Origin of the sequence: Alcaligenes endophyticus, from assembly GCF_026344035.1 — a bacterium.
In the GTDB taxonomy this organism is placed as follows: domain Bacteria; phylum Pseudomonadota; class Gammaproteobacteria; order Burkholderiales; family Burkholderiaceae_B; genus Alcaligenes; species Alcaligenes endophyticus.
On sequence record NZ_JAPKND010000003.1, the window covers coordinates 211,656 to 227,580 of the forward strand.

15 protein-coding genes are annotated in these 15,925 nt (G+C 49.5%); 6 read left to right on the forward strand and 9 right to left on the reverse strand.

Annotated features, from left to right (window positions below):
• Window positions 1–12: 12 nt before the first annotated feature.
• Window positions 13–1,437 (reverse strand): signal recognition particle protein, encoded by a 1,425-nt coding sequence (gene ffh / locus OSH01_RS07530; protein ID WP_266123467.1) that lies wholly within the window; start codon window positions 1,435–1,437, stop codon window positions 13–15.
• A 103-nt stretch (window positions 1,438–1,540) separates the two neighbouring features.
• On the opposite strand from ffh, the gene OSH01_RS07535 reads away from it, so the two are divergent.
• From OSH01_RS07535 to ampD, 3 genes are read left to right on the forward strand one after another with little or no spacing between them, the layout of a single operon-like run.
• Window positions 1,541–2,392, forward strand: a complete 852-nt coding sequence (locus OSH01_RS07535) for a cytochrome C assembly family protein (RefSeq protein ID WP_266123468.1) — start codon at window positions 1,541–1,543, stop codon at window positions 2,390–2,392.
• Complete coding sequence (locus OSH01_RS07540; RefSeq protein ID WP_266123469.1) at window positions 2,385–2,624, forward strand: PP0621 family protein; 240 nt, start codon at window positions 2,385–2,387, stop codon at window positions 2,622–2,624. Before OSH01_RS07535 ends, OSH01_RS07540 begins: the two co-directional genes overlap by 8 nt.
• 1 nt (window position 2,625) lies before the next feature.
• Entirely contained in the window at window positions 2,626–3,216 is a 591-nt protein-coding gene (ampD, locus tag OSH01_RS07545) for a 1,6-anhydro-N-acetylmuramyl-L-alanine amidase AmpD (protein ID WP_266123470.1), read from the forward strand.
• A 7-nt stretch (window positions 3,217–3,223) separates the two neighbouring features.
• Here the strand turns inward: ampD and OSH01_RS07550 are convergent, their stop codons facing one another.
• The 6 genes from OSH01_RS07550 to OSH01_RS07575 all read right to left on the reverse strand — a co-directional run bounded on the left by OSH01_RS07550 (window position 3,224) and on the right by OSH01_RS07575 (window position 11,339).
• Window positions 3,224–4,339: an alpha-hydroxy acid oxidase gene (locus OSH01_RS07550; protein ID WP_266123471.1), complete on the reverse strand. Its 1,116-nt coding sequence runs from the start codon at window positions 4,337–4,339 to the stop codon at window positions 3,224–3,226.
• 12 nt (window positions 4,340–4,351) lie between these two features.
• Entirely contained in the window at window positions 4,352–5,032 is a 681-nt protein-coding gene (locus tag OSH01_RS07555) for a Fe2+-dependent dioxygenase (protein WP_266123472.1), read from the reverse strand.
• Between the two features lie 79 nt (window positions 5,033–5,111).
• Entirely contained in the window at window positions 5,112–7,322 is a 2,211-nt protein-coding gene (locus tag OSH01_RS07560; RefSeq protein WP_266123473.1) for a TonB-dependent receptor, read from the reverse strand.
• 355 nt (window positions 7,323–7,677) lie between these two features.
• Window positions 7,678–9,582: a molecular chaperone HtpG gene (gene htpG / locus OSH01_RS07565; protein WP_266123474.1), complete on the reverse strand. Its 1,905-nt coding sequence runs from the start codon at window positions 9,580–9,582 to the stop codon at window positions 7,678–7,680.
• Window positions 9,583–9,693: 111 nt separating this feature from the next.
• Window positions 9,694–10,323, reverse strand: coding sequence for a response regulator transcription factor (locus tag OSH01_RS07570; protein ID WP_266123475.1), 630 nt, complete (start codon window positions 10,321–10,323; stop codon window positions 9,694–9,696).
• Complete coding sequence (locus OSH01_RS07575) at window positions 10,323–11,339, reverse strand: sensor histidine kinase (RefSeq protein ID WP_266123476.1); 1,017 nt, start codon at window positions 11,337–11,339, stop codon at window positions 10,323–10,325. Before OSH01_RS07575 ends, OSH01_RS07570 begins: the two co-directional genes overlap by 1 nt.
• A 155-nt stretch (window positions 11,340–11,494) precedes the next feature.
• Between OSH01_RS07575 and OSH01_RS07580 the strand changes: the two genes are divergently transcribed.
• Window positions 11,495–12,067 carry an NADPH-dependent FMN reductase gene (locus OSH01_RS07580; protein ID WP_266123477.1) on the forward strand — a complete coding sequence of 191 codons (573 nt, stop codon included), beginning with the start codon at window positions 11,495–11,497 and terminating at the stop codon, window positions 12,065–12,067.
• Between the two features lie 106 nt (window positions 12,068–12,173).
• On the opposite strand, the gene OSH01_RS07585 is transcribed toward OSH01_RS07580, so the two are convergent.
• Together OSH01_RS07585 and OSH01_RS07590 are read right to left on the reverse strand one after the other, a co-directional pair.
• Window positions 12,174–12,614, reverse strand: coding sequence for a hypothetical protein (locus tag OSH01_RS07585; protein WP_266123478.1), 441 nt, complete (start codon window positions 12,612–12,614; stop codon window positions 12,174–12,176).
• 39 nt (window positions 12,615–12,653) lie between these two features.
• The gene (locus tag OSH01_RS07590) at window positions 12,654–13,538 is read right to left on the reverse strand and encodes a LysR family transcriptional regulator (RefSeq protein WP_266123479.1); all 885 of its coding nucleotides are present in this window, start codon (window positions 13,536–13,538) and stop codon (window positions 12,654–12,656) included.
• 171 nt (window positions 13,539–13,709) lie between these two features.
• Between OSH01_RS07590 and OSH01_RS07595 the strand changes: the two genes are divergently transcribed.
• Both OSH01_RS07595 and OSH01_RS07600 read left to right on the forward strand, forming a co-directional pair.
• Window positions 13,710–14,702, forward strand: a complete 993-nt coding sequence (locus tag OSH01_RS07595) for a Bug family tripartite tricarboxylate transporter substrate binding protein (protein ID WP_266123480.1) — start codon at window positions 13,710–13,712, stop codon at window positions 14,700–14,702.
• A 21-nt stretch (window positions 14,703–14,723) separates the two neighbouring features.
• Window positions 14,724–15,890, forward strand: a complete 1,167-nt coding sequence (locus OSH01_RS07600; RefSeq protein ID WP_266123481.1) for an amidase — start codon at window positions 14,724–14,726, stop codon at window positions 15,888–15,890.
• Window positions 15,891–15,925 lie beyond the last annotated feature (35 nt).

Genomic DNA, 15,925 nt, shown 5'->3' on the forward strand with positions numbered 1-15,925 from the left:
GGCGTTACCGTACTAGCGGGAGTTCTTAAACCCACCTTTTGCCAGACCACGTAAGGCTCCCATACCGCCCAAGCCACGCATCATTTTGGCCATACCGCCTTTTTTCATCTGCTTCATCATCCCTTGCATCTGCTCGAATTGATTAAGCAAGCGATTCACTTCTTGCACACTCACGCCAGAGCCAGCCGCAATGCGACGCTTGCGAGCTGCTTTTAACAACTCAGGCTTAGCTCGCTCCGTAGGTGTCATAGAGTTCAAGATACCTTCGGTACGGCGCAACTGTTGCTCTGCCTGCCCCCCCTGCAATTGAGAGGCCGCTTGGGAAAACTGTGCGGGCAGTTTTTCTAACAAAGAGCCCATATCCCCTAGTTTCTTCACTTGCTGCAATTGCTCGCGAAAATCATTCAAATCAAACTTACCACCTGATTTGATTTTGTCGGTCATTTTTTGCGCTTCAGCAATGTCAATATTGCGCTGCGCCTGCTCAACCAACGAAACAATATCGCCCATCCCCAGCACACGCTGTGCCATGCGCTCCGGGTGGAAAGGCTCTAAACCATCAAGCTTTTCAGAGACACCGACAAACTTCAATGGTTTACCGGTGACATGACGCACAGATAGCGCCGCGCCACCACGCGAATCACCATCTAGCTTGGTGAGCACCACCCCTGTCAGAGGCAATGCCTCAGCAAACGCGCGTGCCACGTTGATCGCGTCTTGCCCCTGCATGGCATCCACCACGAACAGGGTTTCGATCGGATTTAATAAATCATGAAGAGCGCGTATTTCACGCATCATTTCCTCATCAATACCCAAGCGACCAGCGGTATCGACAATTAACACATCATAGTGGTGGCGCTTAGCGTGGTCCAAGGCCTGAGCCGCAATATCTTGCGGGCGCTGGCTTGTATCGGTAGGGAGAAAATCCACTCCCACCTGATGTGCCACGGTTTTCAATTGCTCGATAGCAGCCGGACGATACACGTCAGCACTGACCACCAAAACCTTTTTCTTACCTGTTTTGCGCCCATACTGCACATGGCCGCCTTCGTGCAGCCACTTTGCCAACTTACCCGTGGTGGTGGTTTTACCCGCCCCCTGTAACCCGGCCATTAACAGTACCGCTGGAGGTTGGGCAGCTAAGGACAACTCACTGGCCTCTACCCCTAAATCACCCCCCATTAAAGCGGTAAGTTCCTTGTGGACTATACCTACCAAGGCTTGTCCTGGATTTAAACTATCAGCAACATCTGCACCTAAAGCCCGCTCTTTTACCTTATTCGTGAACTCACGCACCACAGGTAAAGCAACGTCGGCCTCAAGTAAAGCCATGCGCACTTCGCGCAGCATGTCCTGTGTATTGGACTCAGTAAGACGCGCTTGGCCGCGCATGGTTTTCACCACACGGGACATACGTTGGGTCAGATTTTCAAACATAGAGTGGTATCGCTTAAACTAGGTTATCGTGTGGGTCTAGGAATAAGAATAAAATGAATATTTGGCTACTGCCATAACAGTCGTTTCAGTATTAACGGATCATATGTCTGCAAGTATTGTATTTCACTTGCTGGCCGCACTTGCTTATATCGTCTTGTCGATATCGCTTTGGCGCCCAATTAAGCAAGGTAGCACACAGCCAGTATTAAATCGCACCAGCCGGGTAGCCCTGCTAGCGGCCATTATTATGCATGGTGCCGGCTTAGCCCTGACTATTATCATGCCAAATGGCTTGCACCTTGGTTGGGCTTTAGCCTTTTCCGCCGCAATCTGGTTAGGCATGGTGGTATTTTGGTTTCAAAGCCTATACCTACGCCTAGACAGCCTGTTACTGATTCTACTACCTGCCGCCACGCTGGTAAGCATCATGGCAGCACTATTTCCCCAGGGCACCATAGTAGAACACGCCAACAACGAATGGCTACGTATTCACCTGCTGATTGCATTGGTGGCTTACGGGCTCAGTACTGTGGCTGCCTTGCATGCCATTCTCATGATAGCACTGGATAAACAACTGCACCGCCCAATTGCCGCTCGCGATCAATATACCGTGCTAGGACGCGCCCTTGACACCATGCCCCCCTTGCTCGTGCAAGAACAAGTGCTCTTCCGTTTATTGCGTGTAGCCTTTATCATTTTAACCTTAACTGTTTTAAGCGGATTCGCCGTGTCGTTAAAGGTAGATGACCAACTGATTCGCTTAGACCATAAAACCATTTTCACACTTTTATCCTGGCTGACTTTCGGCGGCCTACTCTTAGGTCGACGCATATGGGGTTGGCGTGGTCGCATAGCCTTACGTTGGACGCTAGCTGGTTTCGCATTTTTGCTGCTGGCTTATTCGGGTAGTCACTTTGTCTTAGAAGTCATCCTGCAGCGAGGCACAATTGGCTAAGGTTTTAGTTTGGGTTTTAGTGTTTCTGGGTGCCATGATCGTAATGCGTATCTTGTCCCAGAAAAAGCACAAAGCACGTCAGTCACCCCAACTGCATAAGCGCAACAAAGGGGCTGAACCCATGGTGCGTTGCGCACATTGTGGTATTTACTTACCTCGCTCAGAGGCACTGATGAGTAACCACCACACTTGGTGCAGCCTTGAACATGCCAAACTAGGGCCACGCAACTGATATGGTAGGGCATCGTAAAGCTTATGAACTGACTCAGACAGGCTGGTTAAAACGACACGCTAATGTGCGTCTAGCGCCGTCACCAAACCACGACGATCGGCCTACTGACGCCACCATACGTCTACTTGTGCTGCATAACATTAGCTTGCCTCCAAATCAGTTTGGAGGCCCATTTATTCAAGATTTTTTTCAAAATAAGCTCGATCTCAGCGCCGATCCATGGTTCGAACATATACGAGACCTCAAAGTGTCAGCGCACTTTTTGATCCGTCGTGACGGACTCATTATTCAGTTTGTCCCCACCCTCAAGCGCGCTTGGCACGCAGGTGTTTCCGTATTTGCCGGACGAGAGCGCTGCAATGATTTTTCCATCGGCATAGAGCTCGAAGGAAGCGACTATGTGCCTTTTACTGATAAACAGTATCGCGAACTTGCCAGCCTAAGCCAAACGCTACGCCTGCACCATGCCATTGAGGCAGTACGCGGCCATGAGCACATTGCCCCTGGGCGCAAAACGGATCCTGGCCCACATTTTGACTGGCTGCGCTTAGCCCGCGAACATGGCTGGCCGCGGGATGCCCTGCCAGAATAAACACACGCTAGTCTGCCAAGGGACGGTATAAAACATGGGGTCCGATATCGCTTAGCTGAGCACAACCGCATAGCGCCATTGCAACCTCCAGCTCGGCACGCAATATATGTAAAACATGGGCGACTCCACGTGGTCCCGCAGCAGCCAAGCCATATAAATAGGGGCGCCCAATCAACACAGCTTTAGCACCTAGCGCTAAAGCTTTCACGATGTCCGTACCTCGGCGTATGCCACCATCCAACAATACGGGCACACTAACGCTTTGTACTACTGCCGCTAAAGCATCTAAACTGGCCGGCGCTGTATCTAGGGTGCGGCCACCATGATTAGACACAATAACGGCTGCCACACCCGCTTGCTGCGCACGTAACACATCAGCGGGCCGCATCATCCCTTTCACCACGACGGGCAACGGACTATGTTGCACCAACCATAACAAATCGTCCCAAGTCGGCACGTATTTGATTAAGTCACTACCAAACAAGGGGCTAGTCCCGGCTGCCCCATGGCTACTTGTAGGCTGCGAACTGCCGCGTAAATTGACCGCTTCGATATGGGCAGGCAAAGTAAAGTTAGCCCGCTGCTCACGATTTCTAACGCCGTTCACTGGCGCATCAACAGTCAATACTATGGCCTGATAAGCGCTGGCATGCGCACGCGCTAAAAGATCACGCATAAACGCTTTATCGCGTTGCCAGTACCATTGCAACCATAAAGGGCTATGCGCTTGTGCGGCGATGTCCTCGATGCTGTGGCTCGCCTGCATACTCACCACCATATGTGCCTGCATTGCACCGGCCGCTAAAACCGTTCCTAGCTCCCCTTGCGGATGAGCCATGGCTTGATAGGCGATGGGCGCTAACATAATCGGATAAGGCAGCGTCTGCCCAAGCAGCTCGGTTTGTGTTGTGGCGTTTTGCAGCGAAGCTAAGGCGGCAGGCCATAAGCCGTAACGCCTAAAGCTGGCAAGATTATCTTGTAAAGTGTACTCGTCGGCTGCCCCACCGCTAAAATAGGCCCATGCTGCGGTCGACATGCGCTCACGCGCATAAGGCTCGTAGTCACTAACACTCGCAATACTGCTTGGTATGTGGGTTAACTCAGGTAATAGCTGATGACTCATCGCGGCGCCTTATTAAACCTGCGCCCATTCACGCAATAAATTGTGATAAACCCCACTAAGACGCGCGAGCTCATCGGTGTGGGCTCCCTGCTTAGCTAAACTCTGTATACATTGATCTAGCTCCCACAACACACTGCGTTGATGCGCATGGCGCACCATGCTTTGGGTCCAAAAAAATGACGCGTAGCGGGTGCCCGCTGTAACTGGGTTAACTCTGTGCAGGCTCGTACCCGGATACACCACCAGGTGTCCAGCGGGTAGCTTGATACTTTGCTGGCCATACACATCTTCTATCATCAGCTCGCCTCCCTCATACTCATCTGGCTCGCTGAAAAAAAGAGTACTGGATACATCTGTACGCAAACGCTCTCCCGTACCAGGTACGCTGAAAATAGCATTATCGATGTGATTCCCATACTCGCCACCGCCCTCATAACGATTAAAACGTGGTGGCAATATGTTCGCCGGTAACGCGGCTGCTATAAATTGGGCGTTATCATCCAGTACACGCAATAAGAACTCACCCATTTTTTGGCTTAATGGGCTATTTAACGGCAACTGCACATTGCGCTTACTTTGCACGGCTAAATAACCAGCAGTCTTGCGCCCATCTTCCCACTGGGCTTGCTCAAGTGCTTGCCGACAATCACGCAATTGCTCTGCATCCAGCACATCAGGAATCACTATCAGCATTGCTACATCCTTGTTAAGTGAACCAGAAAAATGGGCTGCCCTAAGGGGCAGCCCATTTATTCTACGGAGTTACTACACTTTACTCAAAGCGATATGTGGCATTCAACATGTACGAACGACCGGGCCCTACGTTAGCAAAAATGCCCACGTGCGAAGCATCGTACACTCGTGCATTACCTAGGTTATTACCGTTAAGGCGCAAATTAAAATTTTTCGTAACGTCGTAGGAAATCATCGCGTCATACACCGTATGCGAAGGCAACTTATAGGTGTTCTCATCATCCACAAAACGTTGCCCCAGATAGGTTACCCCCGCTCCCACGGTCCACTGCGGCAAGACCTTATAAGTGGTCCATAAGCTCGCACTATTTTTGGCAATAAACTTCATTTGCTTGCCGTCAAATACGTTTTTACCGTTACGGTAGTTTAATACCTTAGGATCCAAATACGTGTAACCCGCCCAGATATTCCACTCTGGCGTAATCGCGCCATTGATCCCAAACTCTATCCCACGTACACGATTACTTCCAGCCAAACGTACATCACCGTCAATGTCCGTCGAGCGGGCATCAGTTTTCTTGGTTTCAAACAATGCCGCCGACAACGACAAGCGCTCTTGCATAAGGTCCCACTTTGTCCCTAGTTCCCAACTATGGCTACGCTCTGGCTTCAAATCGTAGATGGTAGCGCCGCCCGCTGGACCGTCCGCCCCACCAGCCTGCCCTAGATTCTCACCTGCCGGGTTGCTAGACGTACCATAAGACAAATAAATTGCACCATAGGGCACGGGCTTATAGACCACTCCTAACTGATAATTAAAGATATTGTCTTTACGCTCTTCTAAATAGCCACTTGCCCGTTTTTTATCGGTAAATTGGTCGTCCGTTACACGGAAGCTATCGTAGCGTAACCCGGCGTTAATCATCCACTGCTCACTAAGATGGAGCGTATCAAAAAAGTAAACGGCATTACTTTTAATCGAGCCGTCTTTTTGTTTCGCTCCAAAAGCCAGGGTGCTCACGTAGTGACGATTGGGATTAGGATTCCAAAAATTATCTCTATCGCTTGCGACACCACCAGTTGCTGCCCTTGAGTACACGTCCTCTTTACTGAACTCAGCGCCCACCACAAACTCATGACGTAAGGCGCCTGTATGAAACTCCCCAAACAACTCGGTTTGATTCACTAGCGATTCACTTTGACGCCAGCGTGCACGATCCGCACGCGTAAATTGCAAACCTGCATCTTCACTGGCGCAAGAGCCGCCTGAGGTCGCTGTGCAATTATCAAACGATGGACGGGTATAAAGATACTCGTTCAAGCTTTTGCCATATCGAGTGATATTGCGCACGGATAACCTGTCATTTAGATCGTGCTCAACATCCACCGTCCCCGTATCAAAAATATTCTTTCTATAATCCACATTTTTACGACCATAGAAATTTTTTCTATTTGGCTCTAGAGGGGTTACACGATCTGGGTTCGCATTATTCTTAAACGGCATTCCCCAATCAGGTGAGTCTTTCACCTCGATATGCGCGTAGCTGAGTGTGACACGTGTTGGCGTTCCTAGGCCAAACGCTATTGATGGTGCAATGCCCCAGCGGTCAATTTTCACTTCATCGCGCCCTGGCATATCACCACCCATGCGCATGACGTTCAGACGAAAAGCAGAGGTTTCGTTGAAACTATAGTTACCATCCACACTCAAGCGATATTGTTTATCGGTTCCTGCTCCAGCTGAGGCTTCAAAAAAGTCTCCCAAACGTGGCTTTTTAGTTTGCAAGTTAATACTGCCGCCGGTAGCCCCACGTCCTGTAAACGCCGAACTAGGGCCCTTGACGATTTCGACAGCCTCCAAATTAAAAGTCTCGTGACTGCCCCGAGCATAGTCCCGCACCCCATCAATGAAAATATCGGTGCTGGCCTCATACCCACGAACAAACGGACGATCACCCTGCGGAGTGCCCCCTTCCCCAGAGCCTAAAGTAACCCCAGGCGTAAAACGTAACACATCCTGTAATGAAGTAGCACCACGATCAACAATCACTTCTTCAGGAATCACTGTAACCGTACGTGGGGTATCCAATAAGGGCGCAGTAAATTTATGTGACTGAACTTGCTTGGCTTGGTAGTTTTCGGACTGACCTTGAACTCGTATAGACGGCAACTCTTTGACTTCTTCCGCTACATTTTGTGCCCACGCTCCACCACTTAAGGCTGCAAACAGCGCTGCAGACAAAACCGTTTCCTTAAACCCCAATGGGGTATAGACCGAAAACTGTGACATTCACCACTCCGTAATAAATCGATTTTTTTCAACACGGTGGGCAGCACCCCCAGAGTGCTCTGGCCTCACCGGCAACTTGACGTCAATAGTGACTAAACAAATCTCAAAGACTGAATGTTAATAATTCTTATTATTAAACACAATCTAAAAAGCATCTTTTAATTCATTCAGCCATAGGGAAAGCATTGAAATCGACGTTTTGTTGCTTTTTTGCCATGCTTCATTGATCTAAAACTACTTTAAGGAAAGGCTCAGCGAGAGGACGAAAAAAAACCCTGTGTGGTCGGTAAGACCGCACAGGGTTAAAAAAGCAAAGTCTTAAGGTCAAGCCATTAAGACGCAGTACTACAAACTTTTAAGCTTGCAACAGCAAGCGGTTAACACGCTTAACGAAAGTGGCAGGATCTTGCAAAGACGCCCCTTCAGCCAACATCGCCTGCTCCAATAACAACAAAGACCACTCTTCAAAATCAGCGTCTTCTGCTTGTTGCACCCGAGCGATCAAGGCGTGATCAGGATTAATTTCCAAAATAGGTTTCACTTCAGGCGCCTCTTGCCCCGCCGCCTGCAACATGCGTAATAGATGAGGACTTAGCTCGTTGGCATCGACCACTACACACGCAGGTGAATCAACTAAACGTGCCGTAATACGGACTTCCTTGACTTTGTCACCTAGAGTGGCTTGTAGACGCTCAACAAACGGCTTAAAGGTTTCCGCCACTTCAGCCTGATGTTTTTTCTCTTCTTCGTCCGCCATGGCGTCCAAATCTAGGCCACCTTTGGCTACCGATACTAAAGACTTCCCGTCGAACTCACGCAGATAAGAGAGCATCCACTCATCCACACGGTCCGAAAGCAATAGCACTTCTATGCCTTTCTTGCGGAACACCTCTAAATGTGGGCTATGCGACGCGGCAGCATAGGACTCAGCAGTGACGTAATATATTTTGTCCTGCCCCTCTTTCATGCGCCCAACATAGTCTGCAAACGAAACATTTTGTAGTGCGGTGTCATTGTGCGTAGAGGCAAAACGCATTAGGCCAGCAATGCGCGCCTGATTACCCATGTCTTCACCCGCACCCTCCTTTAGCACTTGACCAAACTGGGTCCAAAACTCTGCGTACTGTTCGGGTTTGTTTTCAGCTAAATCTTCCAGCAAAGAAAGAATACGTTTGGCACTACCTTCACGGATGGCTCGCACGTCGCGGCTTTCTTGTAAGATTTCACGCGATACGTTCAACGGTAAATCAGCAGAATCGATCACACCGCGTACAAAACGTAAATAAGCCGGTAACAACTGTTCAGCGTCATCCATAATAAATACACGCTTGACGTACAGTTTCACCCCACGGCGAGCATCACGATCCCACAGATCGAAAGGTGCTTTTTTGGGCACATACAACAGTTGCGTATATTCGCTACGCCCCTCGACTCGGTTATGCGTCCAAGCCAAAGGATCTTCAAAATCATGCGCTATATGCTTATAAAACTCAGCATACTGCTCGTCGCTGATCTCAGACTTAGCGCGTGTCCATAAGGCATTTGCTTGGTTGACGCTTTCCCATTCTTCTTGCTTGGCTTGTTCGCCTTTTTCTTCATCCCATTCTTCTTTACGCATTTGCACTGGCAAAGAAATATGATCTGAATAGCGACGCAGCACATTTCTCAAGCGCCAGCCATCTAGGAACTCATCCTCATCGGGACGCAAATGTAACGTAATAGAGGTGCCCCGCCCTTCCTTTTCTGCCGCCGCAATGGTGAACTCTCCTTCTCCGGTAGACTCCCAAAGCACAGCTTCCTGACCTTCCCCGGCGCGGCGGGTTAATACCGATACCTTGTCAGCCACAATAAAAGACGAGTAAAAGCCAACGCCAAACTGCCCAATTAACTGAGTATCTTTCTGCTTATCGCCCGTCAATTGAGAGAAAAACTCTTTTGTGCCGGATCGCGCAATCGTACCTAGATTCGCAATCGCCTCCTCACGCGACATCCCCACACCATTATCAGAAATAGTGATGGTACGTGCGTCTTTGTCATACTCAACTCGAATATGCAGATCACTGTCGCCCTGCAATAAATCGGGCTGATCTAAGGCCTCAAAGCGTAATTTATCGCAAGCATCGGAGGCATTTGATACCAGCTCTCGCAAGAAAATCTCTTTATTGCTGTATAAGGAGTGGATCATCAAATGCAGCAACTGTTTTACTTCGGCCTGAAAGCCTAGGGTTTCAGCAGTAGATACGGGTTCGGTTTGACTCATAATCACAATGTACGGTAAAAGTGTTGCCCAATTGCCGCTAGGCGGCACCATTTTTGGTAGATAAGGGCAAGTACATGGATTTCAAGTGGGACAGCTCCCCCCACTATACTTTTACTGCTCGATCACTTGAACTAAAACTCGTACCAGTTGCGCGAAAGAGCGCACCTGCATCTTTCGCATCACTTGTGCACGCCTCACCTTCACCGTAATTTCACTTACCCCTAACTGGTCTGCCACCTGTTTATTCAATAAGCCTTGAACCACTAAGCGCGCCACCGCTTGTTCACCCTCGCTCAGTGATAACCAACACTGGCGCAGCCCTTCATGCTCAGCCGCTTGTTCACGGCGCTGCTGATCTAAGGCAATGCCCCGCTGTATTGCATCCAGCAAATCTTGATCACGAAAAGGTTTACTTAAAAACTCAATGGCGCCATTTTTCATTGCCTGTACAGCCATAGGGATGTCTCCATGCCCTGTCATCAACACAACCGGCATCTCAATACCCAGACTACTCATCGCTTGCTGAAAGTCCAGCCCACTTTGCCCCGGCATACGTACATCTAGCGCGAGACAAGCAGGTACATCGGGACGCTCCGCTGCAAGAAAGCTGGCCACAGAAGCAAAACTGAGCACCGGTAGGCCTACGGAAGCGAATAAATCTTCTAAGGCCAAACGCATTGAGCTATCGTCATCAATCACATACACCATTTGGCTGCTTAAGCCGCTCGTCGATACGCTCATTACTCCTCCTTCTTGACACTGGGTAAGCGCAAATAAAATACAGCCCCCCCATCCCTACGATTGTTGCCCCAAAGTTGACCTCCTGCTGCCTCGATCATGCTACGGCTAATGCTTAAACCTATGCCCATCCCCTTGCGCTTAGTTGTCCAAAAAGCTTCAAACATTTGCTGCTCTTGCTCTGCGAGCAAGCCGGGCCCTGTATCCGCTACAGTAAGCAATATAGAATCGTCTTCAATACTCGTAGCAAGATGTAGCACCCGAAACTGAGGAGGAACACTGGCCATCGCTTCAATAGCATTCAGCAGTAAATTACCTAAGGTTTGCTGGAACGACACTTGGTCCCCCAAGGCCATAGGTAACTGCACCATCAAGTTGGTTTTCACACTAATTTTTTGCGCTTGGAGCTCAGGCTGACACAGCAACAAAGTCTCCCCTAGCGCCACATTCATATCGAAGGCTTCACGCTGTATTTGCTCACCCTGCGTTAAGCTACGCACCCGAGCAATAATGGCGCTTACTCTATCGGCGTCCTGCACTATCCGATTCGCAGACTGTGATGCTTTAAGCACATTGGGCGGCTCTTGCGCCAACCATCGCTGACAGGCTTGCGCACTGGTCAACATCGCGCCTAAGGGCTGATTGATTTCATGCGCAATAGAAGAGCTTAAGCCCGCCAAACTTTGTACTTGAGTTAAACGCGCCAACTGTTGCTGCGCTGCCTGCGCTTGCTGCTGAGCAGCTTGAATTTTAGCGTGCACATGCACAATTAATGCAATGGCAGCAATACTAATGCCCGTATTAATCAGCCCTGTACCCAGATTACCGGTGGGTGTGAGTAAAAAACTGAACACCGTCAAAAAAACGCAAACTATCGCTAAACGCAACAAGCTGGCGCGGCTAAGCCTACTGCCTACCGCCAAGATCAGCACAGCATAAAAAACCGCTACGGCAACTTCGTAATGCGTCAGGGTATCCAGCAAAAAGATAAGCCCTATGCCAACGATAAGAAGCGGCATACGACATAGAGATCGCCAAAAGCTCAACTGTCACCACCTTATAAAAAGTTAAACCTAGACGCCGCCAAGCAACGCCTAAAGCCCCATGCCTGTTAACATTATCGCACCGGTCCAAACCGCCTCTGACTTAATCTTTATTTGCATGGAGTTACTGCATGACTGAGCAAGCAACACCTTTACACGTACTCGCTATTTGCGGCAGCTTACGCAAAGGCTCTTTTAACGCAGCGTTGTTGCGCTGTGCGCAACGCGTTGCTCCCGCTAATTTTTGCTTTAAAGAGGCAAATATCGCTGACATTCCGCTATATAACGATGATGTTTACCAAGCAGGCTTGCCTTTGGCGGTGCAACAATTGCGTGCAGATATTGCACAAGCCGACGCACTGCTATTTGTAACGCCCGAATATAATTACTCTATCCCTGGTCTGCTAAAAAACGCCATAGACTGGGCCTCACGCGGCAGTGACCAACCCTTTGCCCACAAGCCGGCTGCTATTATGGGCGCCAGTGCAGGCCGCTTTGCCACCGCCCGAGCACAATATCACTTACGCCAAGTATTAGTGTTTTTAAACGTACACCCACTTAATCAACCTGAGATCATGATTCCCACCGCACAAAACCTTATCGCTGATGATGGGGAACTTAGGGATGAAACCACCGAAGGCTATGTACGTGCGCAACTGGTAGCGCTGAACCACTGGGCAAACCAGCTCAAAAGCAGAAAATAAAACATATAGCGCCCGAACTCATCTATACCCTAGGGCCATTCTTCAGCTCAATGGCCGTTTTACCAAGGCGCTTAGAACTGTTTCCGTGCCACCAAGGCTAGACCCCCTAGTCCTTGCGTGCCTCATCCCCTGTCGCAAACAAGCTTGTTTGTCCGTTGACCAAGGGATATTGATCCAACAATTCATACACGATTTGCAAGTTAGCTTCTAAGCCCTTACGAATGGCAGCGGGGATGTGCTGTGTCGTTTTCCGGCATAAACCTACCTGTGCTTCTAACTCAATATGCAATCCGCGCACCGTGCGCACCTCATTTTGGCCAGGCTGCACGATCAGCTTTATGCCTAACTGTTCATACAGTAAAGTCTGCATATGCCATAGATCATCCAAACTGCGTAATTTTTCCAGTCGGGCTACCAGCTTTTTCTCCTCTTCGCGCGTTAAGCGCAAAATTCGTTGGTCAGCGTAAGGCGCCTGTAAAAGTTGCTCTCGCTGGCAAATACAAGCGCCCGGTGGACATTCTTGACGTATAGGGAAAGGCAGTTCCATGACGATTTAAACAAGCAATGTAATAAACTTAATCCTAGCCTATTGTCCACGTAAAATAGCCAAAAAATGGGGTATTGCTGGATTATGGTTATCACTCAGATAAACACTCATGATCTGCGCTTGAAACTCGTCTGCATCTAATAAGGGCAAATACGTTAAGGTATCTTTACGCAAACGAGCTAAAGAGGCAGGAACCAAGGCTGGCGCAATGCCTGCCTCAACAAGGGTCAAAATAGTGGGAATTAAACTTTCCTGTGCAAATTTAGGCTCTCTGCCTGAACGAGCCGCCATACTATTAACTAATTGACAAAAGTAGCGCGAGTTTTCTCGTGAATAGCTTAGCAACTCGTATGAAAACACCTGCTCCAAGCTAATGCCCTGCTCATAGGTGAGCGCGCGAGTGTCATCATGTCGCACGACAAATCTCATAGGCTCCGTGGAGACTAACTCTGGATTCATGTCTGCATCCGCAAACGAAGGACGAATGAAGCCTATGTCAAACTGCCCATCGTACAAAGCAGCGGGCATATCGCGAGAGTTAAACTCCAGCACCTGTAGCAATACGTGCGGATACTGCTGTCGAAACGAATACAGTAAGCGCGATACCTCTGCGTAGGCGCTGCTTGGCGTTAAGGCCAAGCGCAATACCCCTGCTTGCCCACGGTGAATCTGCTGTACAGCCTGCACGGTATGCGCGTGCTCCATCGCCAGAAAGCGTAGACGTCGCTGTAGCTCCTGACCTGCAGCAGTTAGACGCACGCTGCGGGTGCTACGTTCAAACAAGGTAGCCCCCAACTGTTCTTCTAAACGTCGAATATTCTGACTTAACGGCGGTTGCGTCATGAATAAGCGTTGTGCGGCTCGACCAAAATGCAGTTCTTCAGCCAGTACCATAAACATTTCACTAAGGCGCGAGTCAAGCATAATGGATAAAGCCTTTCGATTAAGTGGAAAAAAGACCTAATTTATCGACAATATTATATTAGACAACATAATTAACGCTTCATAAGATACAGCTTGAATATATACGCGAACTGAGTAGGTGAACCATTAGCTCACGAAAAACTCAGACAGCAGTCACTAGGAGGAATATCCATGCGCCCTACTTTGATTCGTTACACCTTACTTAGCAGTCTATTTATGAGTGCACTGGGTTTGAGCTCAGTTGCTCAGGCACAAACCACTTATCCAGACAAAACCATCACTTTTGTCGTACCTTACGCCGCAGGCGGTAGTTCTGATACTCGCTCACGCATGTTGGCACAAAAAATGGCTGAATCACTAGGGGTCACCATTGTGGTCGAAAACAAGCCTGGCGCTAGCGGTAACATTGGCACTAACTATGTGGCGCGTGCCAAGCCTGATGGCTACACCATAGGGTTAGGCAACTTTGGCCCGATGGCTGTGAACAAATCCTTATACGGCGACAATCTGCCCTTTGATCCTCAAAAAAACCTGCAACCCATCGCCCTTATTGAGCGTGGTGCGATGGTTTTAGGAGTGAATGCTGAATCGCCCTACCAAACTGCCCAAGATTTGCTGGAAGCAGGTAAGAACGATCCCAATAAATTAGATTACGCCTCTACCGGTGCGGGTGGAGCCTCACACCTGATCACAGAACAACTCAAGGACATCGTAGGCTTCGAGGCAACGCACGTTCCATACCGTGGCGGGGCACCTGCTTCCAGTGACCTTATGGCAGGCAACATCAGCTTTTATCTGGAACTGGGAAGCTTATTCATTCCGCACATTGCTCCCCCTAATGGTCGTATTCGTACCTTAGCGGTAAGCTCGGAAGAGCGGCTGCCCGCCTTACCTGACACCCCTACATTCAAGGAGTTAGGCGTAGACTTAGTGGCTTCTAACTGGTTCGGCGTGATTGCACCCGCGGGAATCCCTGATGACGTACTCAACACCCTTAACAAAGCGGTCAACGATGCCGTGGCTGACCCAGCCTATCGCCAACTGGTGCAAGATCAAGGCGCCGAGGCGGTAGGGGGAACTCCCGAAGAATTCGCTGAATTTATTCTTCAGGAAGGAAAGCGCTGGGACAGACTCATCAAAGAAAAAAATATCACTATTCAGTAATCTAGAAAGGCCGTACTAGGTATGCAGCACCCCACCATAGAAGCACTCGAAGCACACGATAAACAGATTCGAGCTTGGTCCTATCTACCCCAAACCATAGAGCCGCCTAGTGAAGGGCCTCTAAACGGCTTAACTTTTGGGGTAAAGGATGTGATTGACGTGCGCGGGATGCCCACCTGCTACGGCGCTAATTTCCCCAACAAGGCTCCCGCCCTTTTTGACGCTGCTTGCGTCGCCAGACTAAAAATGGCGGGAGCTACGGTCTTAGGTAAAACGGTCACCGCAGAATTCGCTTATAAAGCTCCTGGGCCAACTCGTAACCCCCTGAACCTAGCTCATAGCCCGGGCGGCTCCTCAAGTGGATCTGCTGCCGCCGTAGCAGCGTATATGGCCGACTTTTCTTTGGGAACTCAAACTGGTGGTTCGATGATGCGGCCTGCCGCGTTCACAGGCTTGCTGGGGTTCAAGCCCAGTTTTGGCATTGTGCATCGCGCAGGAATGTTTTTACTCTGTGACACCTTAGACACCTTAGGTTGGTTTACCCGTGACATAAGCACCATGCGCGCAGTCAGCCAAGTGCTGCTACCGATGCCGGCCCACGCCTCAATGCCATCGCACCGTATCGCTATGATGTCGCTAAGCCACTTACATGCTGTCCACCCGGCTTTTGAACAAATTTTTGAATCATTCGAGGCTCAGGCTTCTAAAGTAGGCTATGAGTGCATCCAGATAGAGAATGATGAGCAGGCGCATGAGCTACTCACGCTACACGGCCAAATCATGCATTATGAAATGGCTCAAGCTCTACTACCGGTTTGGCAAGCCTGTGATGACGCTTTACGCGCAGAAACGATAAACGATATCAAAACAGGCTTAGCGATACCTAGCAGCGATTATCAGCAATGGCAAACACGCCGCAGAGATCTGCAAATACAGTGGGCCGAGCGCTATGCCCAATACGATGCGATCGTTACGCCGGCAAGCACCGGGCCCGCACCGCTAGGTATTCAAAGTACAGGCTCATCCATTTTAAACCGCATCTGGTCTTTACTGGGATGGCCTTGTATGAATATGCCATATGGACAAGCAAATGGTTTACCGCTAGGTTTACAAGTAGTGGGACGCCCACACCAAGATAAAAACTTACTTGAACTGCTCGACGTATTGGTACAGCAGGCCTCAAACTAGCCGCTCGCCCAGCCGTTAACCGGTAGCCAAAACGC